Genomic DNA, 26869 nt, shown 5'->3' with positions numbered 1-26869 from the left:
CGCATTCCGCGTTCCGCCCTTTTGTTCACAGCCGACGTTACGGGAGGCGCGGCGGAGAATCAAGGGCGGAGAGCGAAACTTCAGCGGGCGATCCATCCGCCGTCGACGACGAGGAGGTGGCCCACGATGAAGCGCGCCTGTTCGGAGCACAGGAACAGCACGGCCTCCGTCAGCTCCTCGGCCTTGCCCATCCGCCCGATCGGAAAAAGCTTCCCCGCCTGCTCAGGGCTGATGTGCTCCTTCTCCATCCATTGATGGAAGACGTCGCCAGGGGCGTCGATGCCGCAGGCGCAAATGGCGTTGACGCTGATATTGTCCTTGGCGACCTCGAGCGCGACCGTCTTTGTCAAACCGTCGACGCCGCCCTTGGAGGCTGCATAAGCGCCTTCCGCGGGGTTGCCGGTGAGGCTGCCGGTGATCGACGACTGATTGACGATGGCGCCGCCGCCGTTTTGGCGCATCTGGCGGATCTCATGCTTCATGCAGAAGAACACGCCGCGCAGATTCACATCGATGTGGAAATTGAAGCCCTCCTCGCTCTCCTCGGCGATGGGCTTGAAGCGCACGACGCCGGCGTTGTTCACCGCGCAGTCGAGGCGACCATAGGCCTTGACCGTCTCCGCGACCATGGCTTCGACGTCCCGCTCGATCCGCATGTCGGCGCGCGTGAAGACCCCCTCGCCGCCCGCCGCGTGGATCATGTCGAGAGTCTCGCGCCCGCCAGCCTCGTCGATATCGGCGAGCGCAACGCTCGCCCCCTCGCGGGCGAAGGCGAGCGCCGTCACCCGGCCGAGACCTCTCGCCGCGCCGGTGACGAGCGCAACTTTTCCATCAAACCGAGCCATGAGCTTATCCTAAACCCGAACGCTCGCTTAGGGCGCATCCGCGACGCAGTCGCATCAGAAGCCGGGGGCGAGTTCGCTCCCAATAGGGCGAATTACCTTCGACAATGTCCTGTAGTTCCCTGCTGAGGAGCGACGCCAATACACTCAGCCTCGATTTCAGACGATTGTCTTGGCCATAACCACCAAGACTTCACAAACATGAACTGTCTTATCGGTGTTTCAACGACAAGAAGCAGAATTCCTATCGACAACAGGCACCAGATTGCAGCCACTTCATTAGGGTTGCTGGTCAGCAACATGGCCAATCGTGGTCCAACCAGGAAGTGGTACACGGTAAATCGCCAAGAGCCGTAAACAAATGGCAACAAAATCCCGACGACGAAATAGCTGGGATACAGGCTCAGGAAAGAGGCCCAGGAATCGACTGTTATAAAGTTCAGCATACCGTTTGTCGGCACTTCCCAAGCTATATGCCATTCTCCGGACACTGAGCATAGTCGGTGAGCACACAGTCCGTATCCCAGCGGACATGACCCGGCCCATTCAAACGGATAAATCTGCACAAGCATGACTACTGCCGAAATAAAACACACTGTATAAACCGGCCACTGAATTTTCTCACGCACATAGCTCGGTATAAAGTACATAGACAACATATTGATAAAGAATGGTTGGAACGAGATATGCAAGTAACCAAGGAGAGTGGCGATTTGATTGGAAGGCAGCGAGCATTGATCAATTACCGAGTACGTAAAAGCCTGCAAAAGCTCCATTGAAGAGAAATAACCGAGGGCCATCCACAACGGCGCTGGTTCTTTCTTGTAAGCTGCGTAAGCTGTTGTCCCTATTACTACCACTGCCAGTACTGCCGACGCTTCACCACTCCAACACATTAAATCTCCTCTTGATATGCAAAATGATTAAACTGACATTACACTTTCTGATGGCCCTTGGCGGCCCTATGCGCTTCGCCGATCAAGCACCGAGGTCAGCCCCCTCTTTTCGTCTGTGGTGCAGATAGGGTTTTTAGGACGGACGGCCAGCACAAAACGTATGGCCCTCCCGCGCAAATCCTCATCGACAGTTCGGCCGTAACGGCGCATCGCTGCGCGTCGGGGGGCTAAAAGGGGGGAGCAACATATGAGGCGAACAGCGCTCGCGCGACGGGCGCACCACAAAAATCTACGCCCTGACCGACGCCGAGCGTCGTCCGATCGCGTTCTTGCTGTTCTAGCCCGGTCAGTGTCGCAGTCACGGCAAGAGGCGATTGTCTGCGGTGATTCACGCCCCTTCGGCGGCGAGCACGCGCTTGACCGCTTCGTCCGCCGCCATCATGTCGTGGTGTTTCTGAACATTGGGGTATTTCGACAGCCCGTCCTCCAGCAACGACGCGCCCCAGCGCTCCATCGGAAAGATATAGGCATCGAGATAGCTGCGCTTCTCGCCGACCATGAAGCGACGACCGGCAAGATGCGCTTCGACAATATCGAATTTCTTGCGCACGAGCGCCTTGGCGGCTTCGCGCACATTGTCGAACGCCTCCTTTTCCCGGGCGCGGGTATAACGATTGGGCGAGAAAAGCGGGAAAAAAGCCGGGTGGAGATCGCCGGTGATGAAGGAGGACCAGCGGTCGGCCTCGGCCTCGTCGCGCGGCGAACCGTCGGGGGCGATCCCCGCCTGCGGGAAGCGGTCGGCGAGATAGCGCAACACGGCCGCGGCCTGAGTCAGGATCCAGCCTTCGCCGGTGTCGAGCGCCGGCACCGCCCCCGCGGGATTGATCTTCAAATATTCCTTATCGCCGAACTCGACCGCCTTAGTTTCGTAAGGCTCGCCAATCCATTCGAGCGCGATATGCGGCGCAAGCGAGCACGCGCCTGTATGATAATAGAGCGTGAGCATGAAGGCCTCCGGTTGAGAACGTCGCTCTTAGAATAGGGCGGCGGCCTGCGGGAGGGTCTCGTCTACCCCTCGCCGCAGTCCAGAATCCAGGTCTTGTCGCAGAAGGCGACATAGAGGCGCTCCTGCCCGAGCGCCGCGCCGAGTTCGCCGGCGAGTTCGTTCAGCATCGCTTCGATTTGCGCGTCGGGAAGCCCGCCGAGATAGGCGTGCACCGCTTCGCCGGTGAGGATCGCGACCGGCTCGCGGTCCGAACCGACCGTGCCGTCGTCCCTGGGCCAGGCGTAGGTCACCTCGCCGCGGGTGAACATGCCGGAGAGCGCGGGCTGGCCCGCTTCGACGCGGCGGCGCATCCAGGCGTGCGCGCAGCGCACCGCTTCGGAAAGATCATAGACGCGGCCCTCCGCCTCCCAGCCCTCGCGCAGCCCGACGGTGATGCGGAAATCCCGCCGCGGCCCGCGCGAGCCGTCAACGAGGCGATAGACGCGCTTGCTCATGAGCGGAAGGTAAGGCGCCGGACGCCCGCGAGAAAGGCTGTGAACCGAGATAGCGGCGCGCAGCCTACGGATCTTCGAGCGCGCCCGTGGCGATGTCGAATGCGCTTTACCCTTCGTCGAGGTCGCGCGGGCGCGATGGCTTGGTCAGCGCTTGCCCGTCCATGTGGACGCGAGCTTTTGCAGCGCCTTATCCGCTTCCTGCTCAGCTTCGCGCTTGGTTGCGTAGGAATGCGGGGAGCGCAGATGAATCTGTGACCCCTCGCAGACAGTCCAACGGAACCGCCCCGCGTAGAGAGGGTCAGGCTCAATTCTGGATGTAAACAGATCTGTTTCGCGCATGGCTACACTATGCGCGCGGACGCCGGTTTATTCCAGAGCGCTCACGAATGCGCGATGAAAAGCTTCAGTCGTTGAGCCGACAGCTCATGAGAGCGCGTCAGTGCTGCTCGCGCCCTACTGCGCCGCGACCGGCGTGTGTCGCGTCTCGTCGCCGCGGCCGGCGAGCAGCCCTTCGATGGAGATGTCCTCGTCGAGTTCGTCCCAATGCAGCCCTTTGCGGCTGATCTCGTAAGCGAGTCGCTGCGCCCGTGTCGCATGCAGAAGACGCGGGAACCAAACGAGCGGCACGCCGAGCATGCGTCCGTCGGACAGTTCGACCCACATGCTGTCGTCGTCAAAGCGCAGGGACTTAGCCGAAATGCTCATGCCAGGCCCTTTCTATGAAGGTTGCGCGATCCTGTCGCCTCTACCCCTCCAGCAACCGCCGCGCGATCACCTGCGCCTGAATCTCAGCCGCGCCCTCGAAAATATTGAGGATGCGCGCGTCGCAGAGCACGCGCGAGACCGGATATTCGAGCGCGAAGCCGTTGCCGCCGTGGATCTGCAGCGCATTGTCCGCCGCCGCCCAGGCGACGCGGGCGCCGAGCAGCTTGGCCATGCCCGCTTCGAGGTCGCAGCGCTTGCCCTCGTCCTTCTCGCGCGCGGCGAAATAGGTGATCTGGCGGGCGACATGGATCTCGATCGCCATCGAGACGATCTTGTTGAAGACGCGCGGGAAGGAGAACAGCGGCTTGCCGAACTGAATGCGCTCCTTGGCGTATTTCAGTCCGAGATCGAGGGCGCATTGGGCGACGCCGAGCGCGCGCGCCGCCGTCTGGATGCGGGCGGATTCGAAGGTCTCCATGAGCTGCTTGAAGCCCTTGCCCTCCTCGCCGCCGAGAAGATTTTCGGCCGGCACTTCGAAATTGTCGAAGCCGATCTCGAACTCCTTCATGCCGCGATAGCCGAGCACTTCGATCTCGCCGCCGGTCATGCCCTTGGCGGGGAAAGGATCGCTGTCGGTGCCGCGCGGCTTTTCGGCGAGCAGCATCGAGAGGCCCTTGTAGCCCTTCTCATTCGGGTTGGTGCGCACGAGCAGCGTCATCACATCGGCGCGGACCGGATGGGTGATCCAGGTCTTGTTGCCGAAGACCTTGTAGACGCCGCCCTCCAGCGTCGCACGGGTGCGCAGCCCCGCGAGGTCGGAGCCGTTGTTGGGCTCGGTGAAGACAGCGGTTGGAAGGATTTCGCCAGAGGCGATCTTGGGGAGATATTTCTCCTTCTGCGCCTCTGTCCCGCCGACCAGGATCAGTTCGGCCGCGATTTCCGAGCGCGTGCCGAGCGAGCCGACGCCGATATAGGCGCGCGACAATTCCTCGGAGACGACGCACATGGCGATCTTGCCCATGCCGGAGCCGCCATATTCCTCCGGAATCGTCAGGCCGAAGACGCCGAGTTCGGCGAGGCCGGAGATGACGTCGAGCGGGATGTAGTCATTCTTCGAATGCCAGTCGTGCGCATAGGGCGTGACATTGGCGGAAGCGAATTTGCGCATTTCGCTGCGGATGGCCTCGAGAGTATCGTCGAGGCCCGACGCGCCGATGGTCTCCGCCGCCGCGTGATGGTCGATGAGTTCGGCGAGTCGGGCGCGGTTCGTGGGCGTGTTGCCGGTAAGGATCAGCCGGTCGACGCAAGCGGGACGTCGCGCGGCGATCTGCTGGGAGGTGAGGCCGAAATCCGAGAGCCGGACGATCTCGCCCTGGCTCATCGGAATGCCGCCATAGACTTGCGCGAGGAATTCGGCGAAGCCGATCTGGTTCAAAAGCTCTTCGGTCTCGCCATAGGCGCCCTCGGCGGCGAGGCGCTCGGCGTAGTCGATGAGTTCGCGAAGCCCCTGCACATAGGTCGCGAGCCAGGCGAGCCCGTGCGCGGCGTGCTGGTCGGCCTCGATCAGTTCGCTGGAAAGCTTGCCGTCTTTCGTGACGCGGGCGCGCACGCTCGCGAGCGCATCCTTGTAAAGCGCCTCGACGGCGGCGAGCGCCTCTTTCGCGTCACTCGTCCAATCGGCGGCTTCAAGTTTCGTCGCGACGGCTGCGGTCATTCTCTCTTTCCGGAATGTGAGTCCCTAGGAGGCTGGCGCCACCCTCCCCTTCAGGGAGAGGTGTTTGCGCCTACATGCCGACATTTGGCCTGAGACGCAACCGGTCCCCAAGTGGGGTAGCGTTTAAATTGCATCTCAGCTTCGGGTGAACAACAAAACCTTTCTCGACCAGGTGGGATAGCCGTTTCGCGCTACTTGCAGACATTTCACAGGCTCGAATGTGAAAGGCCAGGCCGACCAACAGCCGCCATTCTTGACGGATTTGAAGCTTTTTGTTTGAGTGCGGACACGGCTTGATCGGAGCCTCCGTGTCCGCGGAAAGGGCTGCGCCCACGATCGCTTGAGAGTGGCATCATCGATCACCCACCCTTTCCTGTCTGATCGGCGGACGCAGACGCGAGGAAGGGGTTCCCATGTCCCGCAATCCACGGGCCGCACATGCTGCCGCTGTCAGCCGTGCCGCATCGCCATTTCGTCTGAATCTAGAACAACAGAGCAAGCGCGCCAAAGAGCTGCTGAAGGGCATGCGCGCCGGTGACGGCGAAGCCGTTGCCCGATTTCGGCTCCATCACCCACAGGCGTCGGGATTGCGCGACGCCGTACTGCCGGAGCCGCTCACCCAGCTGAGCGAGGCGCAACTCGTTGTCGCGCGCGAGCTCGGGCTGCCAAGTTGGCCCAAGCTGAAAGCTCACATAGAGGCCATGGACCGAAGCTGGCGTCGCATCGTGCGAGGTGACGCCGCGCCAGACCGCGATATGGCGACGCTGCACATCCGCTGTGGCGAAGACATCGCGTCGACCCTGCAGGAAGCCGGGTTCGTCGGCGACTTCCTCGAATATTCCGATCCCCTGTGCCAAGGCCCGGTGCTCGACGAGCCAGAATGGCTGACGCGGCGCGCTTCTTTCCTCGCGAAAAACTATGGAGCCGGAACGGGACAGAGTTACGAACAGATCGCCGCCAAACTGTTCCTCGCGGAGGAGCGATTGCGCTCGGCGGCGTCGCGCTACGAGCGCATTGTGCTGTGGTTCGAGCACGACACCTACGACCAGCTCATTCTCGCGCGATGCCTAGCGCAGTTTGCCGAGACGCCTGCGCCGCGGCTCGAGCTGATCTCGCCAGCACGCTATCCGGGCGGCATGCGCTTCATCGGTCTGGGGCAACTGCCCCCGGAGGCGCTACGTCTTCTGTGGGCCGAACGGACGCTTGTTTCCGAGGAGGCGCTACAAGCCGGGCGGTCGGTCTGGGAGATGTTGCGCTCATCAGACCCACGGCCGCTCGCAGAACTCAGCAGAGCGGGTACGCCCGCCCTTCCTCAACTCGGAAGAGCGGTTCAGCGTCATTGTCAGGAATTGCCCTGGAGGGGAAACGGCCTGAGCCTGACCGAGCAACTGATCCTGCAACTTCTGGCAGAGCATCCGCGAACGGTCGCCGAAATGTACAGTCGACTGATGATGGAGCGAGAGCCGCTTCCATGGCTCACCGATCTGATGATCCTGTTCATGGTAGAGCGCATGAAGCGCGTGACGGAGCCCGTGTTCACAGGCGCTTTCGAAGGCGAGGAGCGACGCTGGCCGAAGGAGCGCCTTACCATCACCCCCTTGGGTCGCGCTGTCCTGACCGGGAGCGTCGATTGGCTGTCGCTGCGGCCGCCGGCGCGATGGCTCGGAGGCGTCTTCGTCCCGGGCTCCTCGCCCTGCTGGCGTTGGAGCCATGCCGCGGCCTCAGTCGTGAACCGTTGAGCGGCCCAGCGCCGTCATGGCTACGACGGGTCAAATCGAGCCGTTCATCATCCACTCTGCGGGCGACTGCTAAAGGTGAGCCGAAATTCAAACTGAGGACAATATCGATGGCGCAAGCAGCGCCTTTATAGCGGCTGGACGTGAAGCGGCAGCCCGCCCTTGGGCCGCGTCGTGAAATCGGGGGCAAGCTCCAGCCGATGGCCCTCGACCGGCGTGAACCGGAAGTCGCGAACGAGCGTCGCAAGAATCGCGATCATCTCCAGCATCGCGAACCCCATGCCGATGCAAATGCGCGGGCCGGCGCCGAACGGCAGGTAAGCGCAGCGATGGCGCGCCTTGGCTTTTTCCGGCGCGAAGCGGTCGGGGTCGAAAGAGTTGGGCGCGTCCCATAATTTCTCGTGACGATGCAGCGCCCAGAGCGCCGCATAGACCGGTTCGTCCTTCGAAATTTCATGCGGGCCGAGCGTCATGTCTTCGCGCGGCTGTCGCCCGATCGCGGCGGCCGGCGGAAAGAGACGCATCGATTCCTGTATCGCCTGCTTTGTAAATTGCAGTTTTTCAATTGTGTCGCCGCTGATGTCGGCGTCGCCGGCGATCGCGCGCACCTCGTCGCGCAGGCGCGCCTGCGACGCCTGATCCTTGGCCAGCAGCCATAGGCTCCAGCCGAGCGCGACAGCCGATGTTTCATGCCCCGCGACCAGAAAGCCGTAGAGATTGGCGATGAGTTCGGCGTCGGTCATGGACCGGCCGCTTTCGGGGTCCTTGGCGGCCAGCAGTCGATCGATGATCGCCTGCCTTTGCCCGCCCGATGCGCGTCGCGCCGCCAGCAGGCGCGCGGTCTCGTCATAGAGGTAGCGCATGTCGCGATTGATTTTCGAAGACCCCGGAAACGGCAGCCATGTCGGCAGTCGAAGCAGGGTGAAGATCCGCGACCAGGAGATAGCGGCGAAACTCTCCTGCAAGGCGGCGACAAACTTTCCGCGATCGAACGCGCCTGTGACGCCCAGGACGGCGTTCTCGATGACCGCGAAAGTGATGTTCGACGTCGCGTTCATCACATCGATTGGCGCAGCGTGAGACGAGGCGCGCCACGCCTCCGCCTGGGCTTTGGCGCAATCGACGAATGTCGGCGTGAGGGCCAGAAGATTGTCGTGTCGGAAGGCGGGCGCCAAAGCGCGCCGCTGCCATTTCCAATCCGCGCCTTCAACAAAGAACAGCGCATCGCGGTTGATGACGGACGACAGCGCGCCGACCGTGATGAAGTCGCGCGTAAAACTGTCCGCGCGCGTGATCAGCATGTCTTCGATGAGTTCGGGGTCGGTGAGATAATGCGTGCGCCTGACAAACGGCCAGACGCCGTCGAGTGCGAAATAGTGTTCGCGATAGGCGACAGGCGGCCAGTTTTCGAGAAAATTGCGCTTGGCCGCGCTCCAGGACGGGCGCTCATTGGGCGCAAAGGGCGTGAAATCCGGATCATGAAACATGGCGGCTCCTGGCCGGGCAATAGGATTTCATCTCAATGACGAGGTCGAACCAGCGGCAACGAAATCGCCGCAGAAAAAGAAGTCGGCAGCGCCGGTCAAATCCTGCAACGGCGGAAGCCGCGCCAAGCAAAAATAGCAAGAATCAGCATCGGCAGCGCGACGCCAATGAGCGGGCCGCCGAGTCCGGCCGGCGTTCGCGCCATCAGCTCTTCATCCGCCTGGGTGAATTTCGGCATTGCCGCGTAATCCTGCGCGGTCAGCGATGCGCCGGCCCTGGCGCGGGACAGGAAGAATTCGCGCCAGACGACGTGAAAGGCGCGGATGCGGTCGAGAAAGGCGCGATAGCGCTTCTCCCCGGCGCCGGCGACATCCGCCATCGCCTGATAGGTCAGATAGGCGGGCGAGAGATAGCCGAGCCTCTCCGCCATGTCGCGCTGGCGCGCAAGCTGCGCGTCATGCTCGGCGACGATCGCTTCGACGCGCTGAAACGCCGCCTCCTGCGTCGCCAGACGCCGCAGCGTCATCTCCTGCGGACCGCTGGCTGGCTTTTCCGCGTCGCCATGTTCCTGGGCGTAGCGCGCGAGCGAGGCGTCGCGGGCGCGATCGGCGTCGGTCGAGGCGGCGCGCGCCGCCAGCACCATGTCGATGCGCGACGGCGCGGGATGCGCGAAAGCGGCGAGGCTGTTGATCGCGGCCGGCAGGATCATGGTGATCGCCACCCATGCCCCGATCAGCGTCAGCGCGTTGAAGGCCGAGCCGCGGCCGAGCCCGTCGACGGCGGCCGCGAGCGCCGCCCAGAACAGACCATAGAGCAGCACCACGATGAGCAATGCGCCAAAGCCCGGCGAGGCGAGCCGCTCCCAGCCGGCGAAGATCCAGACGCCCGCGGCGACGGCCAGCAGCGTCGCGGCGATCGGCGCCGCGACGCGCGCCGTCAGCTTGCCGGCGAGCGCGGCGGCGGGCCGGCGCGCCGAGGCCAGCGTCATCGCCAACGTGCCCTGCTCGCGCTCGCCGGCGAGCAGATTGAAGGCCATCGCCAGAACGACGAGCGGATAGACGAAGACCACGACGAAGGCGAGATCGGTCGCGCCCGACATCAGATTGGCCGGATTGTCGATCTCGTCGGCGAAGAGAAAACTGTCTTTCGAGCCCGTCGTCACCCGGACCGCAGGCGGAAGCAGGTCGCTCTGCCCGGTCGCGACGAGCGCCAAGGGCGCGGGCTGCAGCGCCGCGACCGCCGCGGCGGGGCCTCCGCCCATGAAGGCGGCGTTGCGCGGATCGCGATAGGGCGGCGGCTCCGGCGCGGGCTTTCCCTGCGTCTCGCCCTGCTGCAATTGCGCCAGCGTCTTCTGAAGGTTCGACAGGCGCTGCGTCTCATCGGCGCGGGCGCCCGCGATCGCCGCCTGTTGCGCCGCGACGCGCGACGCCCCCATCGCGAGGGCGAAAAGCGTCACGCCCGCCAAAGCCAGCAGCGCGAACCAGATCGCGCCGTCACGGCGCATCATGCGCGCCTCGAACCGCACGCCCGCGAGGAACGTGGAAGACATGGGCGCGCTCATACCGGCCGCAGACGCCGCGCCGCGAAGAGCGCGAAAGCGCAAGCGAGCGCGAGCCAAGCGAACAGGCCGATCATCGGGAGGGCGCTGTAGCCGAGGGCGAAGACCGCGCCGGGCGCCCGATAGGCGAAGGCGGCGATCTTTCGCCACAGCTCGGGGCCCGCGACGTAATGGTTGTCGTGGGCGAAATGGATGAGGTTGTCGCTGACCTGGTTTTGGATATCGCGCCGATGCGCCTCGGCGGCGGTCGCGAAATCGAACTGACTGCGGCTGTCGACCCCCGCGAAGGCCATCGAGATCGGCCGCAGCGCCAGCAGCGGAAACAGGAATCCGGGCGCGGCGCGCAGCGCGTCCTGCCGGTCGAAGGCCGACTGCAGCGCGCCAAAGTGGCGATCGAAGATCGCATAGCCGGCTTCGTCGTCCTTGCGGAGCGCAAGCCCGCGGAAGCTGACCGGCAGATCCGCGATCCGCGACACGCCGTATGTCTTGAGCGTCTCATCGCGGAAGGCGACGAAGGCGGGGTGGCTCTCGTCATGGCCGAATGTCTTCGCCTTGTCCTGCGCGACGCCGGCCCGAAACTCCTGCCATGTCGGCGTCGGCGCGAAGGCGCGCGCGGCGTCCGTGGCGAGGCGCGGCGCGAGAAAGGAATTGGCGAGCCAGAAGGCGAGCAGCGTCACGAGCGCGGCGCGCGAGCTTCTGGCGAGCGCCGAAACCCCGAGCGCCAGAAAGGCGAAGCCCGCCAGATAGGCCGCATAGGCGGCGCCAAGCGCGCCGAGACGAATCAATTGATCGACGAGCGACAGGCGTTCGCGATCGACGAAGAAGAAGAGGGCGAGCGCCGCGCCGACGAAGGCCGGCGCGAGCAGCGCGAAGATTGCGCCGATGAGCGCCATCGCCTTGCCGGCGAGAATGTCGCGCGGCCGCGCGCCGACGCTGAGCAGCTGTTTCAGCGTGCCGCTTTCGCGCTCGCCCGAGAAGCTTGCGAAGCCCATCAGGATGACGATGAGCGGCGCGATCGTCTGCAGGATGAAGGCGAGCGACAGCGAACCGAGCCGCGCGCCGACGCCGCCGTCGCGCGCCTGTTTGAACTGGGTCTCGTTCTGCTTATGCGCCTCGAGCCACACGGCCGAGCCGACATAGGCGTCAACGCCGGGATCGGCGAGCGCCAGCGGGCTCAACGGCTTGAAGGCGTATTGGCCAAAATGCGCGGCGGCGTGCGGATTCTTGGCGCTCTGTCCCACCCAAAGCTCGCGATCGGCTTGCGCCGCCGCGTCGCGCGCGCGCAGAACACGGGCGTTCTCGACATAGCCAAAGGCGAGCGCGGCGAGCATCAGCGCCATAATGAAGGCGCAGAGCCAGACGAGGCGCCGGTCGCGGAAAAGCTCCAGCCATTCCTTGCCGGCGACGGCGCGCACGACGCGCCAGCGGCTCTTCGCCGGCGCAGTCGTGGCGAGCGGGGCGAGAGCGAGATCGCTCACGCCGCCGCGCTCGCGAAGAGATCGAGATAGGCGCGCTCCAGCCCCAGATGATCGACGTCGTCGGCGCCGAAGACCGATGCGAGACGCCCCTGCGCCATGATGCCGATCTTCGTGCCGCATTGCTTGGCGAGGAAGAGGTCGTGCGTGACCATGAGCACCGCCATGCCCTCCTTGCGCAGCCGCTCGATCAGCGCCGCGAACTCATTGGCCGCGAGAGGATCGAGGCCCGAGGTCGGCTCATCGAGCACAAGCGCCTGCGCCCGCCTTGCGAGGGCGATGGCGACGCCGACCTTCTGGCGCATGCCCTTGGAATAGAAGCTCACGGGACGTTCGAAGGCGTCGCGCGGCAGGCCGGCGGCGGCGAGCAGCGAGAGCAGCGTCTCGCGCGGCGCCTCGGCGCCGGAGATTTCGGTAAAATATTGCAGATTCTCGAGACCGGTGAGCGCGCCATAGAGCATCACCTGTTCGGGGATATAGGCGAGACGCGCGCGCGCTGCGGAGGGATCAACCGCGGCGTCGATCCCGCAGACGAGCGCCTGGCCTGCGGTCGGCTGGATAAAATTCAGGAAGAGATTGACGGTTGTCGTTTTGCCGGCGCCGTTCGGGCCGAGCAGGCAAAACACCTCGCCCGCCGGCACGGTCAGATTGAGACGGTCGAGCGCCGGCGCGTCGGCGCCGTCATAACGCTTGGTGAGATTACGCGCTTCGAGCATGGCCGCATCCGCCTTACGGCTCGCAGCCGGCGCGCGTGGCCCGCGCCGGCTTTGATGTTCACGCAAGACTGCCTTCTAACGCGCCGACGGTCAAGCGAACGGCGGCGCTACTTCTGCTTATAGGCGTCCGTCACATCCTCGACCGTGCGCAAGCCGGGTTTCGGCGCCATCACCAGCACCGCCATATTGCCGGGCGCATGCTCGTTCTTCCACATTTTCGTGTGCGCTACCGGGATTTTCTCCCAGGCGAACACTTCCGACATGCAGGGGTCGACGCGTCGGTCCAGCACGAAGCGATTGGCGGCGGACGCCTGCTTCAGATGCGCGAAATGCGAACCCTGGATGCGCTTCTGGCGCATCCACACATAGCGGGCGTCAAAGGTGAGGTTGAAGCCGGTGGTGCCGGCGCAGAACACCACCATGCCGCCGCGCTTCACCACGAGGCAGGAGACCGGGAAGGTCGCTTCGCCCGGATGTTCAAAGACGATGTCGACGTCCTTTTTGCCGGTGATGTCCCAGATCGCCTTGCCGAAGGCGCGCGCGTTCTTGGTCCATTCGACATATTCGGGCGTGTTGACCTTCGGCAGCTGCCCCCAGCACTTGAAATCCTTGCGGTTGATGACGCCCTTGGCGCCAAGCGAGAGCACGTAGTCGCGCTTGCTCTCATCCGAGATCACGCCGATGGCGTTGGCGCCCGAGGCGGCGCAGAGCTGCACGGCGAAGACGCCGAGGCCGCCGGAGGCGCCCCACACCAGCACATTGTCGCCCGGCTTCAATTGGTGCGGCGCATGGCCGAAGAGCATGCGATAGGCGGTCGCGAGCGTTAAGGTGTAGCAGGCCGCCTCTTCCCAGCTCAGGTGCTTCGGGCGCTCCATCAGCTGGCGGTCCTGGACGCGGCAGAACTGGGCGAAGGATCCGTCCGGCGTCTCATAGCCCCAGATGCGCTGCGAGGGCGAGAACATCGGGTCGCCGCCGTTGCACTCCTCGTCGTCCCCGTCGTCCTGGTTGCAGTGGACGACCACCTCGTCGCCGACCTTCCAGCGCTTCACCTTGGAGCCGACCGCCCAGACGATGCCGGAAGCGTCGGAGCCGGCGATGTGAAAGGGATTCTTGTGCGCATCGAGCACGGAGATGGGCTCGCCCAGCGAGGCCCAGACGCCATTGTAATTGACGCCCGCCGCCATCACGAGCACCAGCACGTCGTGGCTGTCGAGCTCCCAGGTCGGCAAGACCTCGAGCTGCATGGCGGTTTCCGGCGGCCCATGCCGCTCCTTGCGGATCGCCCAGGCGTACATGTTCTTGGGAACATGCCCGAGCGGCGGAATCTCGCCCATCTCATAGAGGTCTTTCTTCTCACTCAAGGTTTCGCTCCCTCCGGCTTTGAATCTCGCGCCGATAAAGTTTTGGCGGAGCTTATAATAGGCCGACGACGCGCTTCATAGCGCGAAATTCCTATGGATCGGCAAGTGTTTCTCTATAGCTGCAGGAAGCCTTTCGGCGCCCGCGCATTATTTATCTGCGCTTGGGGGCAGAAAGAGACCCGATGGAAACCGCGCCCGAGATCGATTTCATCGATATGGAGCCGCGCCCGGAGTTGGGCGCCAAGATCGTCGCCAAGCTGGCTCAGCTGGAGAAGGTTTATGGGCGCATGACCGCCTGTCGCGTCGTCGCCAAGGGGCCGAGCGGCCATCATCGGACGGGCGGCCAACATCATTTCACGATCTACATCGCTCTCCCCGACGGTCGCGAAGTGTCAGTGGAGCGCACGCCCGACGCAGACGAGCGCTTCATGGACGCTGAGTTTGCGCTCAACGACGCCTTCAGGCGGGCGCGGCGGCAATTGCGCGACCAGTCCCGCCAGATACGCGGCAAGATCAAGCATCACGAGACGGCGCCCACGGCCGTGGTGAAAAGCGTCTTTCGCGCCGACGGCTTCGGCTTCCTCGAAAGCGAGGATGGACGCGAGATCTATTTTCACCGCAACAGCGTGGCCGAACCAGGCTTTGACGCGCTCGAAATCGGCGAGCGGGTGGAGTTTCTGGAAGGCCAAGGCCGGGAGGGGCCTCAGGCCAGGCGCGTGCAGTCGCTGAACGAAATCGCGCCGCGCCCCGCCTCGGGATAGGTCGCGAAGTCCAAGGCCGGGTTTGTGGCCGGGCGGCGTCGTCAACGCCACGCTGCGGCCGGGCGTCCGTCCGTCTTCCGCCTGCGCCCACCCCATGCTAAGCGCAACGGCGGAGGAGAGGCTATATGAACGACATGTCCGCCCCGCGCCGCGACAAGCCCTGGATGTTTCGCACCTACGCCGGCCATTCGACCGCCAGCGAGTCCAACAAGCTCTATCGCTCCAATCTCGCCAAGGGCCAGACGGGTCTCTCCATCGCCTTCGATCTGCCGACGCAGACTGGCTACGACTGCGACCATATTCTCTCGCGCGGCGAGGTCGGCAAGGTGGGCGTGCCGGTCTCGCATCTTGGCGACATGCGCGCGCTCTTTGATGGCATTCCGATCGGCGAGATGAACACGTCGATGACCATCAACGCCACCGCCGTGTGGCTGATGGCGCTCTATATCGCCGCCGCCGAGGAACAGGGCGCGCCGCGCGCAAAACTGCAGGGCACGACGCAAAACGACATCATCAAGGAATATCTCTCGCGCGGCTCCTATGTCTTTCCGCCGACGCAGTCGCTGCGCCTCACGCAGGACCTCATTCTCTTCACCACGAAGGAATGCCCCAAGTTCAATCCGATGAACGTCTGCTCCTACCATCTGCAGGAAGCCGGCGCGACGCCGTCGCAGGAGCTCGCCTACGCGCTCGCGACCGCCGTCGCCATTCTCGACGGCGTGAAAGCCGCGGGAATGCCTGAGGAAGACTTCGCTCAGGTCGTCGGCCGCATCTCCTTCTTCGTCAACGCCGGCATGCGCTTCGTCACTGAGCTCTGCAAAATGCGGGCGTTCGCGGAGCTTTGGGAAGAGATCACGCGCGAGCGCTACGGGGTGAAGGACGAAAAGCTCCGCCGCTTCCGCTACGGCGTGCAGGTCAATTCGCTGGGCCTGACCGAGCAGCAGCCGGAAAACAACGTCTATCGCATCCTGATCGAGATGCTCGCCGTCGTTCTCTCCAAGAACGCCCGCGCCCGCGCCGTGCAGCTTCCAGCCTGGAACGAAGCGCTCGGCCTGCCCCGGCCCTTCGACCAGCAATGGTCGCTGCGCATGCAGCAGATCATGGCCTATGAGACGGATCTGCTCGAATATGGCGACATCTTCGACGGCAATCCCGAGATCGCCCGCAAAGTCGCCGAACTGAAGGCCGAGGCGATGGCCGAACTCAAGAAGATCGAAGATCTCGGCGGCGCGGCCGCGGCGGTCGAGATCGGCTATATGAAGGGCAAGCTCGTCGAAGCCAACACCGCGCGCCTCGAGTCGATCGAGGCCGGCGAGCAGATCGTCGTCGGCGTCAACAAATTCACTGGCGGCGAGCCGTCGCCGCTCGCCTCGGGCGACGACCAGATCATGGTCGTGCCGGAACATGTCGAAGCCGAGCAGATTTCGCGGCTGAAGGCCTGGCGCGAAGCCCGCGACCAGAAGGCCGCCCAGGCCGCCATCGAAGAGCTGGCGCGCGCCGCCAAGGAAGGCCGCAACATGGTCGAGCCGTCCATCGCCGCGGCGAGGGCGGGCGTCACCACCGGCGAATGGGGCAATGTCCTACGCGGCGTGTTCGGGGAGTATCGCGCGCCGACGGGCGTCTCATCCACGGCGCGTCAGGTCGGCGGCGCGCTCGACGCCGTGCGCGGCGAAGTCGAACGCGTGTCGCAAAAACTCGGCAAACGGGCGAAATTCCTGGTCGGTAAACCGGGCCTCGACGGCCATTCCAACGGCGCCGAACAGATCGCGGTGCGCGCCCGCGACGCGGGGTTCGACGTGATCTACGCCGGCATCCGCTCGACGCCGGCTGAACTTGTCGAGGCCGCGAAGAGGGAAGGCGCGCATTGCATCGGCCTTTCCATTCTCTCAGGTTCGCATGTGACGCTCGCCCATGAGGTCATCAAGCTGATGAAGCAGGAAGGCGTCGACGCGCCGCTCGTCGTCGGCGGCATCATCCCGCCGGCCGACGAGAAGCTCCTGCGCGAAGCGGGCGTCGCGGCGGTCTATACGCCGAAGAATTACGACCTCAACGCCATCATGACCGACCTCGCCCATATCATCGAGAAGGCGGCGGTTTAAGGCGCCAATGGAAGGTCCCTCATCCTGAGGAGCGTGCGGAGCGCGCATCTCGAAGGACGAGGGGCCGACTCCAGAATTCACGGCCTCCTGGCAGCGCAATCCTCGTCCTTCGAGACGCCGCCTTTGGCGGCTCCTCAGGATGAGGAGCTTTGGGCAGCCCGGACTTGTGCCGCGCACAGCGCTTGCGCAATATTGCGCCGCAACATCGCCGCAGGAGCGTTCATGTCCGCCGCCGACGCTATCGCCCGATCCGATTTTTTCAGCCGCGAGCGAACCGTCGCTTCTCCCGCCTTCAATCGCTGGCTCGTGCCGCCGGCCGCGCTGGCCATTCATCTGTGCATCGGCATGGCCTATGGCTTTTCCGTCTTCTGGCTGCCGCTGTCGCGGATCATTGGCGGCGCGCAGCCGAAGGAATGCCCCGAGACGCTCGGGTTTCTCGCGACGCTCGTCGCCACCGACTGCGACTGGAAGATCAGCTGGCTTGGCTGGACGTTCACGCTATTCTTCGTGTTTCTGGGCTCCTCGGCGGCGGTCTTCGGCCATTGGCTCGAAACGGCCGGACCCCGCAAGGCCGGTCTCGCGGCCGCCTGCTGCTGGTGCGGCGGCCTGCTCGTCTCGGCGCTCGGGGTCTATCTCCATCAGATCTGGATGTTGTGGATCGGCTCCGGCGTGATCGGCGGCATCGGTTTGGGGCTCGGATATATCTCGCCCGTCTCGACGCTCATCAAATGGTTCCCGGACCGGCGCGGCCTGGCGACCGGTCTCGCCATCATGGGCTTTGGAGGCGGCGCGATGATTGGCGCGCCGCTCGCCGACCGGCTGATGAGCTTCTACGCCACGCCGGCTTCACCGGGCGTCTGGCAGACCTTCGTGACGCTGGCGGCGATCTATTTCGCCTTCATGGTCGCCGGCGCGCTCAGCTACCGGGTGCCGTCCGAAGGTTGGGCGCCGGAAGGATTCACGCCGCCCGCGGCGGCCAAGAACGCCATGGTGACGCATCGTCACGTGCATCTCGACGTCGCATGGAAGACGCCGCAATTCTGGCTGCTCTGGGCCGTGCTCTGTCTCAACGTGTCGGCAGGCATCGGCGTTCTGGGCATGGCCTCGCCAATGCTGCAGGAAGTCTTCGGCGGCAGACTGATCGGCCTGGACTTGGGGTTCGATCAGCTCAATGCCGATCAGAAAAAGCAGATCGCAGCGATCGCGGCGGGCTTCACCGGCCTCTTGAGCCTCTGCAATATCGGCGGGCGCATCGGCTGGGCCTCGGCGTCCGATAAGTTTGGCCGCAAGATCACTTATGCGATCTTTTTCATCGTCGGCATCGCGCTGTATTCGGCGATCCCCTTCGCCGCGAGCGGGGCGATCGTCGGCCTCTTCGTCCTGCTCTTTGCAGTCATCATCACCATGTATGGCGGCGGCTTCGCGACGATCCCCGCCTATCTCGCCGACATCTTCGGCACGCATCATGTCGGCGCCATCCACGGCCGGCTGCTGACCGCCTGGTCGACGGCGGGCGTGCTCGGGCCGGTGCTCGTCAATTACATTCGCGAATATCAGCTAAGCGTCGGCGTCCCGCGCGAAGCCGCCTATAATCAGACGATGTATGTGCTCGCGGGCCTGCTGCTCTGCGGTCTCGTCTGCAATCTGCTGGTGCGGCCCTGCGCCGAGAAATATTACATGAGCGATGAAGAGGTCGCGGCGCAAAAGCACATCACGGTCGCTGAGGTCGTCAAGGCGGATGACGACATCCACGCCGATTTCGAGGATTTTGTCGAGGAAGGATTGGACCCCGCCGCGCCCGACGCCGATCCGCCGGCCGCCGCGGGCGCGCCGCCCGGCTCAAAGGGCGGATCGCTGCTGCTGGTTTTCGCCTGGGCCGCCGTCGGCGTCCCCCTCGCCTGGGGGGTCTGGATCACCCTGCTCAAAACCGCCACGCTGTTTCGCTGATTTTGGCGCGGAAGAGGGCCTTAAGGCGTAAGCGCCTTCAAAATCTTACCGCCACGCCGCCTGTCGCGCTAAAGATGTCCGCATTATTCGAAAACAGGCCATCGCAACGAATAAAGAGATCGGCTTGAGCCACAGGGAGGGATAGCTTGACCCCAACCGCCGCGGCATTACGCGGCCAGCGCGCGCCCTCAACCCAAAAATCGGTACGCAGCGCGCCCTGGAAATTTTGCATGACCTTCCGGTTCACATCAGCGAAATCATGCGCCCAACCGGCTCGCCCAGAGAGAGTCAAGGGAGCGCTCCAGCCTAGCGGCAGGTCATAGGATAGCTCCGCGCCCAAAGCGCTCATTGCCGTAGCAGCCGTTCGCCCAGCGACATTAAGGCTGACGGCCCCGGCTCCCTGCTCCGAAAAACGTCTCGCGAAAACCACGATGCTTTGGAACGAAGCAAAAGGCGTGGCTCTCAGCCTATCGCTCAACTGAAAATTATAGCCGACTTCCGCCGTGGAAAGCAGAGAATCGTTGTTAAAGCTCGCGGACGCCGCTCGCGCGAGCCCAGGGAAAGCAATGCTGCGGCCAACCCCTGTTTGGTTGTAGGAGTATCCCACAGCCGCGTCGATATAGACATTGCCTGAGGCATATCCCGCATAAGATCCTATGGAATAGCTATCAAGATTTCCCGAGCCGGAAACACCACTCACAGCAAATGCGCTACGTGAGTAGGCTGCGCTCAGACCAAACAGAAGCGCCGGACTGAAAAGGTAATCCGCTCCGACCGCCGCTCCACCGCCGGAGAAGCGCAATCCTTCAAAATCTTGGCTTCCGTAGAGCGAGGCAGCTCCTCCAAACCCGCTGATCCAGGGCCGCCAACCATTTGGTAAGCGCGGAACCGTTGGGACACGCGCCAAATGTGTTTGATCTCGCACAACCTGAGCAAACATGCGTCCGGCCCCAATCACAACCGACGCGACGTTAGCGTAAACCTCACCGTCCAGCTGCCTCAAGGCGTAACGCAAGGCGCCCGAATCGCCGTAGTTGAGGAGATCGAGCGAGTTATAAACGCCATCCATATCGGTGAACTGCGCGGGAAAAATCGCGTGGTCGAGGGCGAAGGCGACCGCCCCAGGATTGCCGCCGCCCGCCCGAGGACCATAAGCCAGCGCGAAAAGTCCGATGGATTGACGATTGACGAAAATGTCTCGGTCTAAAAACCGTGGATCGGAACCCGGCCCACATCCGCTTGGGCTTTGTCCGATTAAGTAGCCTTGAATTGCGCCGCCATTTCCCCAGAAGCCCAATGGTTGGACTTGTTGCGAGTTCGTAATGGGACCCGCTTGCCCGAGGATCATACACGTGTGGGCGGGCAGCAATGCAATGGTCTGCATTGTCGGAGTTGTGGGCAGAGCCAAAACGTCTTTGATTTGCTCCGCGGTCAACCCCCGCACTTGGTTGGACGGCACAACCCAGCTCCCTGCCGGATTGCTCGTAGCGTCGTAAAAACGCACATATTGCGTTGGCGTTGAGGTCCAAACCACAGCTGCGGCGGCGAGCGTTGAATCGACGAATGGCGGCGTCGTCGTCGATGGCCAAGTATAAGGCAACAGGTAAGTGTCGGCGTCGTGCCCGTTCGTAATCGACGGGTACACCTGGCCCTGACATTTCGTCACCGTCTGATTTGGAGGGCAATTTGCGTTCCAAAGCGACTGACCATAGGCGACAGGACCGGAGACGATCTGCCCGGGGGGCAGCGGCAACGAACTCAAGCTCTGAGCGTATGCCGAAGCGCTGATCGCGGCAGCGATTATTGCGGCCGGATAAATAATCCACCTTCCAGGAAAAGGATTTCCCATGCGGCCGCCCTGGTCCGATATTGCCTATCGGTAGGATGAATAAACATTCACATATGGCCACTTACCGTGACTATGGCTTTTGCCAGTCGGAAGTTCTTTCGGAGCCGAGTGTGGCGCCTCAGCCACAGTCAGCGTCCGCTCTCGCACAAGGCTAAACGGACGCCGAGCCAGCCCTCGCGGATTTGGGCGCATGGACGACGCGTGATCGCCCGGGGGCGAACGCCCAGAGCGCTTGATGAAATGGAGAAGAGCATTGCCGGCCAGCCGAACTTCCCCGCATCGCCTTGATCGCGGCCGGCTTGTTTGCCAGAAGTCGGAGTCGCTTGGCGCCTTCGTGATTCGTCGCGGGGCCGACAAACGAGACGAGGGCCTCTATGGCGACCGCTTGCACGAATGGGCTCGACACCGGTTTTGTCGATCTCGGTTATATGAAAGTCGCCGTTCTTGGCGTGGTGCAGGGCATCACCGAGCTTCTGCCGATCTCCTCGACCGCGCATATGCGCATCGTGCCGGCGCTGCTCGGCTGGAAGGACCCTGGCTCCGCCTTCTCCGCGGCGATGCAGCTCGCGGCGCTCGCCGCCGTCGTCAGCTATTTCTGGAGCGACATCCGCGCGCTTGCCGAGGGGTCCGTGCGGGCGCTGGTGCGGCGCGATTTCAACGCCTGGACCTTTCGCTTCGTCGTCTGGATCGCGCTCGCGACCGTGCCTATCGGCATCGCCGGCCTCGCGCTGTCGCATACGCTCAACACCTGCGGCTCGCCGCTGCGCTCGCTGCCGGTGATCGGGATTTCCTCGATCGTGATGGCGGCGCTGCTCGCCATCGCCGAGCTCTATTGCAATCACAAGCGCACGCTCGAACATGTCAGCCTGAAGGACGCGATGATCGTCGGCTTCGCGCAGGTCGGCGCGCTCATTCCGGGCGTCTCGCGCTCGGGCTCGACTCTGACGGCGGCGCTATTCCTCGACCTCAAGCGCGAGGAAGCGGCGCGCTTTTCCTTCCTGCTCGGCCTGCCGGCGATCGCCCTTGCGGGCCTGAAGGAGCTGTGGGAGCTGCATAAGGCGCAGCTCGATTTTCACGGCTGGGCGGTGCTGACGCTCGGGCTTTTCGTCGCCTCGATCTCCGCCTTTGTCGCAATCTGGGGCTTGTTGCGGATTCTCGAACGCTTCTCCGCTTGGCCCTTTGTCTTCTATCGCGCCTTCATCGGAATCGTGCTGCTCGTCGGCTTCTACGCAGGCTTTTTGGCATAAGGCCGTCATTGCGAGCGAAGCGAAGCAATCCAGAGTCGCGCCCACGGCTCTGGATTGCTTCGTCGCTCCGCTCCTCGCAATGACGGATATTAGTTATTCCGCGGCCACCTTGAGACGCTCGCGCGCCTCGGCCCGCAGATCGTCGATCGGCGCGAGGGCGCCCTTTTCTTCGTAATGCCAGAAGGTCCAGCCGTTGCAGGCCGGCAGGCCCTGCGCCAGCGCCCCAGTCTTGTGGATCGAGCCGACGAAGCCGGAGAGCGACAGCGCGCCGTCGGCGCGCACCACCGCGCGATGGCGCCGCTTCGCGTCGACGAGCGTCGCGCCCGGCGCGATGAGCCCCGCTTCGACGAGACTCGCGAAGGCGATGCGCGGCTCCGTGCGCTTCGACGGGGCCGTCGCGAGCGTTTCATCCGGCAAGGGTTCGATCGCCGCGATCCGCGCACGCGCCGCGGCTCTGTAGTCGCCGTCGCGCTCGATGCCGAGCCAGTCTCGGCCGAGGCGCTTGGCGACGGCGCCCGTCGTTCCCGTGCCAAAGAATGGATCGAGCACCAGATCACCCGGGCTCGAGGCGGCGAGAATGACGCGCGCGAGCAGCGCTTCCGGCTTTTGCGTCGGGTGGGTCTTGCGGCCCGCGCCATCCTTGAGACGCTCTGTCCCGCCGCAAATCGGCAGCAGCCAGTCGGAGCGAACCTGGCAATCCTCGTTCGCCGCCTTCAGCGCCTCGTAATTGAACGTGTAGTTTTTGGCGCTTTGGTCGCGCGCCGCCCAGATCATCGTCTCATGGGCGTTGGTGAAGCGACGGCCGCGAAAGTTCGGCATTGGATTGTTCTTGCGCCAGACGATGTCGTTCAGGATCCAGAACCCCAGATCCTGCATGATCGCGCCGACGCGGAAAATATTGTGGTAGGAGCCGATCACGAAAATCGTCGCCGACGGCTTCATCACCCGGCGCGCCTGCGCGAGCCAGTCGCGCGTGAAGGCGTCATAGGCGGCGAAATTCGCGAATTTGTCCCAGTCATTATCGACCGCGTCGACGAGACTTTGATCCGGGCGATGCAAAGGATTGGCGAGCTGCAGATTATAGGGCGGATCGGCGAAGACGAGATCGACGCTCTCCTGCGCCAGTCGCTCCATCGATGCGACGCAGTCGCCGCACAGGATTTCGTTGCGCGCCGTCGCGCGGAGCGGCCCTTCATTTGTGCGCCCGATACGCGTGACCTGATTTCGGGCTTTGAGGCGAGCCGCCCCGACGCGCGCGCTACGCATGAACTGAACACCATCAACGCAACCAACATGCGAGATAGTGAAGGAGGGAGGTAAAGGGGGCGTTTAGATTGGCAAAACGCCGGCGTCTCTTTTTCGAACGGAAGTCTTAAAGAAATAAAAAGGTTAGCGAATAGTTGACGAAGGCCTCACGCCTCCCGCACGGGCGCGAAGCTGACGCGGTGCGCCGGGCTCGCGCCGTGCAGCGCCAGCGCGTCAAGGTGACGCTGCACGGCGTAGCCGACATTGGTCTCAAAACCATAGTGGGGATAGTGGACGGCGAGGCGGCGCATCATGGCGTCGCGCGCGACCTTGGCGACGATCGAGGCTGCGGCGATGGACAGCGCGGTCGCGTCGCCCTTGATGATCAGCTGGCAGGGGCAGTTGACCGGCGGCCGGTCGTTGCCGTCGATGAGAAGATAGGCAGGCGTATGGGAAAGGCCGGCGACGGCCCGCGCCATCGCCGCGAGCGACGCCTGGCGGATATTGATGCGGTCGATTTCGGCGGGGGCGACGAAGGCGACGCTCACGGCGAGCGCGCTGGCCATGATGCGCTCAAACGCTTCTTCGCGCTGCGCCTGGTTCAGCGCCTTCGAATCATCGAGGCCCCGCGGCCGTCGTTCGGGATCGAGAATCACCGCCGCCGCAGCCACCGGACCCGCGAGCGGCCCGCGTCCGACCTCGTCGACGCCGGCGATCGGCCAGACGCCTTTGCGGCGCAGCTGCGCTTCCAGCCGAAAATGGGGTCCCTTGGCCGTCACAAACGCTCCCTCGCGCGGATCGCTAAGGGTTCTGCGCGACGGTGGCGTCAGCGCAGGACCGCGCAGCGAATAAAGCGCCGAGGGTGGGCGGCTGGCAACCGGAAAGACGGCGCTTGCGGCGGCGTCCAGAGAATTCTCGGCCGCGCAGGCGCGATAAGCTTGCCGGAGACCAGCCCGAGATGGGCTCAGAAGAGTGTGAGCTGCTGCGGCGCGCGGCGCGGCGGCTCGAACAGATCCGTTCGCAATCTTGTTTTCTGCGCAAAGCCGAGCCGGGCGACCGCAAGCTCAAAACGCCGGCCGATCATCCAGGCGTAGGGCCCCTCGCCTTTCATGCGGGTTCCGAAGGACGCATCGTAAAGCTTGCCGTCCCGCGTCGAGCGCATAAGCGCGAGGGCTCGGCGGGCCCTGTCAGGAAAATGCGTCGCCAGCCATTCGGTGAAGAGATCGCGCAATTCGAGCGGCAGGCGCAGCATCACATAGCCCGCTTCCCGAGCGCCGGCGGCGTGGGCCCGCGTCAAGATTCGCTCGATCTCGTCGTCATTGATGGCGGGAATGATCGGCGCCGTCATCAGCGCCGTCGGCACGCCGGCGGCGCTGAGCTTTTCGATGGTTTCGAGCCGCAGCTCGGGCGTCGCGGCGAGCGGCTCCATGAGGCGCGCGAGCTTGCGGTCGAGCGTCGTCACCGAGATCGCGACCTTCGCGAGGCCCTTGGCCGCCATTGGCGCAAGCAGATCGAGGTCGCGCAGGACGAGCGCTGACTTCGTCACGATGCCGACGGGATGATTGGCGCGCGCCAGCACTTCGAGGATCGAACGCATGATTCGATGGCTCTTCTCGGCGGGCTGATAGGGATCGGTGTTGGTGCCGATGGCGATCGTCTTGGGGACATAGCGCGGCGCCGATAATTCGCGTTCGAGAAGCTGCGCCGCGCCGTCCTTGACGAAGATCTCGGTCTCGAAATCGAGGCCGGGCGAAAAGCCCATATAGGCGTGCGTCGGCCGCGCGAAGCAATAGACGCAGCCATGCTCGCAGCCGCGATAGGGATTGATCGAGCGATCGAAGGAAATGTCCGGCGAATCATTCCTGGTGATGATTGTGCGCGGCTTCTCTATGTGAAAATTCGTCTCGAGCGCCGCAAGGCTCTCCAGCGAGCCCCAACCGTCGTCGGCCTCCTCGCGAGTCTCCTTTTCGAAGCGGCCGCTGCGCTTAGACAGCGCGCCGCGTCCGCGCCGGCGATCAGCGTCGATGATCGCGGCGCCGTCGATCCGCGGGGCGCCCTTTATCTCTGCCGATGCCTGAGCCGCACCCATGTTCGCAACCTCTGCCCAGCGTTGCCCCGAGCATCGCCTGGCGACCGCTCAGAACTGACGCTAGTCAGAACATATAGAGAACATTAGAGTGAGGCAAGCGGCTTTCCGAACGAAAAAAGCGCGCCGAGTCCCTCGGCGCGCGTCTTTGGGTTCCCGATCTGATGTGCGCCCCTAGCGCACCAGAATATTCCTGAACTGCCACGGATCGCTTTCGTCGATGTCTTCCGGAAAGAGGCCCGGACGTCCCTCGAGCGGCGTCCAATCCGTGTAGTAGCCCTTCACCGGGCCGAGATAGGGCAGCTGCACTTCGAGGCAGCGCTTGTAGTCGACCTCGTCGGCTTCGACGATTCCCGCCTGCGGATTCTCCAGCGCCCAGACCATGCCGGCGAGCGCCGCCGAACTCACCTGCAGTCCGGTGGCGTTCTGATAGGGCGCAAGATCACGGGTCTCCTCGATCGAGAGCTGCGACCCGTACCAATAGGCGTTCTTGGCGTGGCCATAGAGCAGCACGCCAAGTTCGTCGATTCCATCGACGATCTCGTGTTCGTCGAGGATCGTCCAGCTCTCCTGCATCTTGCCGGCGGCGCCGAACATCTCGTGCAGGGAAAGCACGGCGTCGTCGGCGGGATGATAGGCGTAATGACAGGTCGGACGATAGATCGCCTGACCCTTCTCGTCGCGCAGGGTGAGATAGTCCGCGATCGAGATCGACTCATTGTGGGTGACGAGGAAGCCATATTGCGGCCCCGGCGTCGGGCACCATGAGCGCACACGCGTATTGGCGCCGGGCGACAGCAGATAGATCGCCGCGCCGCATCCGGTCGGATGCGTGCGGCCGATGTCGGGCAACGCCTTCTCATGCGTGCCCCAGCCGAGTTCGGCGGGCTGCAGGCCCTCGGAGACAAAGCCTTCGACCGACCAGGTGTTGACGAAGACGTCGCGCGGTTTCGGATTGCGCGCGCGCTGCGTGTCGCGTTCGGCGATGTGAACGCCCTTGACCCCGAGCTTTTGGGCAAGCGCGCCCCATTCGGCGCGCGTTTCCGGCTCCTTGTCGAGCGTTCCCGTGTCGCGCGCGATATCGACGAGCGCCTGCTTGACGAACCAGGACACCATGCCGGGATTGGCGCCGACGCAGGAGACCGCCGTCGATCCGCCGGGATTTTTGCGGCGCTCTTCGAGCACCGTCTCGCGCAGCGCATAATTGGTGCGCGCTTCATTGGACATGCTCTTGTCGAAGTAGAAGCCCGGCCATGGCTCCACCACCGTGTCGACGCATAGCGCGTTCAATTCGCGCGCGAGTTTCATGATCGCGAGCGAAGAAACGTCGACCGAGAGATTGACGATAAAGCCCTGGCCTTCGCCCTTGGTCAGCAGCGGGGTCAAGACCTCGCGGTAGTTCTCCGGCGTCAGACTGGTTTTGAGAAAAGCGATGCCGCGCTCATCGAGCAGACGGCGATGCGTATCGACCGGGTCGATGACGGTGACGCGCGATTTGTCGAAATCGAAATGGCGCTCGATCAGCGGCAAAATGCCTCGGCCGATGGAGCCGAAGCCGATCAGCACGATCGGACCGGTGATTTTGCCGTAGTTTGGCCAAGTCGACATAAGGCGCAGCTCCCGAGAAAGTTATTGCGCCGCGATAAA

General features: G+C 63.7%; 21 protein-coding genes and 1 pseudogene. 6 read left to right on the top strand and 16 right to left on the bottom strand.

The window, feature by feature from the left end:
* Positions 1-80: 80 nt before the first annotated feature.
* Together HUN39_RS08285 and HUN39_RS08280 are read right to left on the bottom strand one after the other, a co-directional pair.
* A complete protein-coding gene (locus HUN39_RS08285) occupies positions 81-845 on the bottom strand; it encodes a glucose 1-dehydrogenase (protein WP_175093978.1) in 765 nt (254 codons plus the stop codon).
* Positions 846-937: 92 nt separating this feature from the next.
* Complete coding sequence (locus HUN39_RS08280; protein ID WP_210266888.1) at positions 938-1738, bottom strand: DUF5765 domain-containing protein; 801 nt, start codon at positions 1736-1738, stop codon at positions 938-940.
* 162 nt (positions 1739-1900) lie between these two features.
* Here HUN39_RS08280 and HUN39_RS08275 point away from each other — a divergent pair.
* Positions 1901-2073 (top strand): annotated as a pseudogene (locus HUN39_RS08275) (IS5/IS1182 family transposase); the annotation flags it as partial.
* Between the two features lie 53 nt (positions 2074-2126).
* Here HUN39_RS08275 and HUN39_RS08270 read toward each other — a convergent pair.
* The 4 genes from HUN39_RS08270 to HUN39_RS08255 form a co-directional block, all read right to left on the bottom strand.
* Complete coding sequence (locus tag HUN39_RS08270) at positions 2127-2744, bottom strand: glutathione S-transferase family protein (protein WP_175093977.1); 618 nt, start codon at positions 2742-2744, stop codon at positions 2127-2129.
* Positions 2745-2806: 62 nt separating this feature from the next.
* Positions 2807-3238, bottom strand: a complete 432-nt coding sequence (locus HUN39_RS08265) for a hypothetical protein (RefSeq protein ID WP_175093976.1) — start codon at positions 3236-3238, stop codon at positions 2807-2809.
* 453 nt (positions 3239-3691) lie between these two features.
* Complete coding sequence (locus HUN39_RS08260; RefSeq protein WP_175093975.1) at positions 3692-3943, bottom strand: DUF2442 domain-containing protein; 252 nt, start codon at positions 3941-3943, stop codon at positions 3692-3694.
* A 40-nt stretch (positions 3944-3983) separates the two neighbouring features.
* On the bottom strand, positions 3984-5657 hold the full coding sequence (locus HUN39_RS08255) for an acyl-CoA dehydrogenase family protein (RefSeq protein WP_175093974.1): 1674 nt from the start codon (positions 5655-5657) through the stop codon (positions 3984-3986).
* Between the two features lie 587 nt (positions 5658-6244).
* Between HUN39_RS08255 and HUN39_RS08250 the strand changes: the two genes are divergently transcribed.
* Positions 6245-7396 carry a DUF1835 domain-containing protein gene (locus HUN39_RS08250; RefSeq protein WP_232365984.1) on the top strand — a complete coding sequence of 384 codons (1152 nt, stop codon included), beginning with the start codon at positions 6245-6247 and terminating at the stop codon, positions 7394-7396.
* A 125-nt stretch (positions 7397-7521) separates the two neighbouring features.
* Here HUN39_RS08250 and HUN39_RS08245 read toward each other — a convergent pair whose 3' ends face one another.
* From HUN39_RS08245 to ccrA, 5 genes are all read right to left on the bottom strand, one after another.
* Positions 7522-8880 carry a cytochrome P450 gene (locus HUN39_RS08245; RefSeq protein WP_175093972.1) on the bottom strand — a complete coding sequence of 453 codons (1359 nt, stop codon included), beginning with the start codon at positions 8878-8880 and terminating at the stop codon, positions 7522-7524.
* Between the two features lie 95 nt (positions 8881-8975).
* A complete protein-coding gene (locus tag HUN39_RS08240; RefSeq protein WP_232365983.1) occupies positions 8976-10427 on the bottom strand; it encodes a DUF3526 domain-containing protein in 1452 nt (483 codons plus the stop codon).
* Positions 10428-10435: 8 nt separating this feature from the next.
* Positions 10436-11914, bottom strand: a complete 1479-nt coding sequence (locus HUN39_RS08235) for an ABC transporter permease subunit (protein WP_175093970.1) — start codon at positions 11912-11914, stop codon at positions 10436-10438.
* Positions 11911-12627 (bottom strand): ABC transporter ATP-binding protein, encoded by a 717-nt coding sequence (locus tag HUN39_RS08230; protein WP_175093969.1) that lies wholly within the window; start codon positions 12625-12627, stop codon positions 11911-11913. The genes HUN39_RS08235 and HUN39_RS08230 overlap by 4 nt, the downstream gene beginning before the upstream one ends.
* A 107-nt stretch (positions 12628-12734) precedes the next feature.
* Positions 12735-13988: a crotonyl-CoA carboxylase/reductase gene (gene ccrA, locus HUN39_RS08225; RefSeq protein ID WP_175093968.1), complete on the bottom strand. Its 1254-nt coding sequence runs from the start codon at positions 13986-13988 to the stop codon at positions 12735-12737.
* Between the two features lie 182 nt (positions 13989-14170).
* On the opposite strand from ccrA, the gene HUN39_RS19570 reads away from it, so the two are divergent.
* From HUN39_RS19570 to HUN39_RS08210, 3 genes are all read left to right on the top strand, one after another.
* The gene (locus HUN39_RS19570) at positions 14171-14749 is read left to right on the top strand and encodes an HPF/RaiA family ribosome-associated protein (RefSeq protein ID WP_175093967.1); all 579 of its coding nucleotides are present in this window, start codon (positions 14171-14173) and stop codon (positions 14747-14749) included.
* Positions 14750-14874: 125 nt separating this feature from the next.
* Entirely contained in the window at positions 14875-16848 is a 1974-nt protein-coding gene (locus HUN39_RS08215; RefSeq protein WP_175093966.1) for a protein meaA, read from the top strand.
* Positions 16849-17070: 222 nt separating this feature from the next.
* Positions 17071-18795, top strand: a complete 1725-nt coding sequence (locus HUN39_RS08210) for an OFA family MFS transporter (protein ID WP_175093965.1) — start codon at positions 17071-17073, stop codon at positions 18793-18795.
* Positions 18796-18832: 37 nt separating this feature from the next.
* Here the strand turns inward: HUN39_RS08210 and HUN39_RS08205 are convergent, their stop codons facing one another.
* A complete protein-coding gene (locus HUN39_RS08205; protein WP_175093964.1) occupies positions 18833-20644 on the bottom strand; it encodes an autotransporter outer membrane beta-barrel domain-containing protein in 1812 nt (603 codons plus the stop codon).
* Positions 20645-21018: 374 nt separating this feature from the next.
* Between HUN39_RS08205 and uppP the strand changes: the two genes are divergently transcribed.
* A complete protein-coding gene (uppP, locus tag HUN39_RS08200; protein WP_175093963.1) occupies positions 21019-21891 on the top strand; it encodes an undecaprenyl-diphosphatase UppP in 873 nt (290 codons plus the stop codon).
* A gap of 93 nt (positions 21892-21984) precedes the next feature.
* Here uppP and HUN39_RS08195 read toward each other — a convergent pair whose 3' ends face one another.
* The 4 genes from HUN39_RS08195 to HUN39_RS08180 all read right to left on the bottom strand — a co-directional run bounded on the left by HUN39_RS08195 (position 21985) and on the right by HUN39_RS08180 (position 26830).
* The gene (locus HUN39_RS08195) at positions 21985-23157 is read right to left on the bottom strand and encodes a site-specific DNA-methyltransferase (RefSeq protein ID WP_269750312.1); all 1173 of its coding nucleotides are present in this window, start codon (positions 23155-23157) and stop codon (positions 21985-21987) included.
* A gap of 146 nt (positions 23158-23303) precedes the next feature.
* Entirely contained in the window at positions 23304-24044 is a 741-nt protein-coding gene (locus tag HUN39_RS08190) for a ribonuclease HII (RefSeq protein ID WP_175094032.1), read from the bottom strand.
* A 56-nt stretch (positions 24045-24100) separates the two neighbouring features.
* Positions 24101-25225, bottom strand: coding sequence for a PA0069 family radical SAM protein (locus HUN39_RS08185; protein ID WP_175093962.1), 1125 nt, complete (start codon positions 25223-25225; stop codon positions 24101-24103).
* A gap of 171 nt (positions 25226-25396) precedes the next feature.
* Positions 25397-26830, bottom strand: a complete 1434-nt coding sequence (locus tag HUN39_RS08180) for a homospermidine synthase (protein WP_175093961.1) — start codon at positions 26828-26830, stop codon at positions 25397-25399.
* Positions 26831-26869: the final 39 nt, after the last annotated feature.

The sequence above is a fragment of the Methylocystis silviterrae genome, from assembly GCF_013350005.1.
Taxonomy (GTDB): Bacteria; Pseudomonadota; Alphaproteobacteria; order Rhizobiales; family Beijerinckiaceae; genus Methylocystis; species Methylocystis silviterrae.
This window is presented reverse-complemented; position numbering and strand designations above follow the sequence as displayed.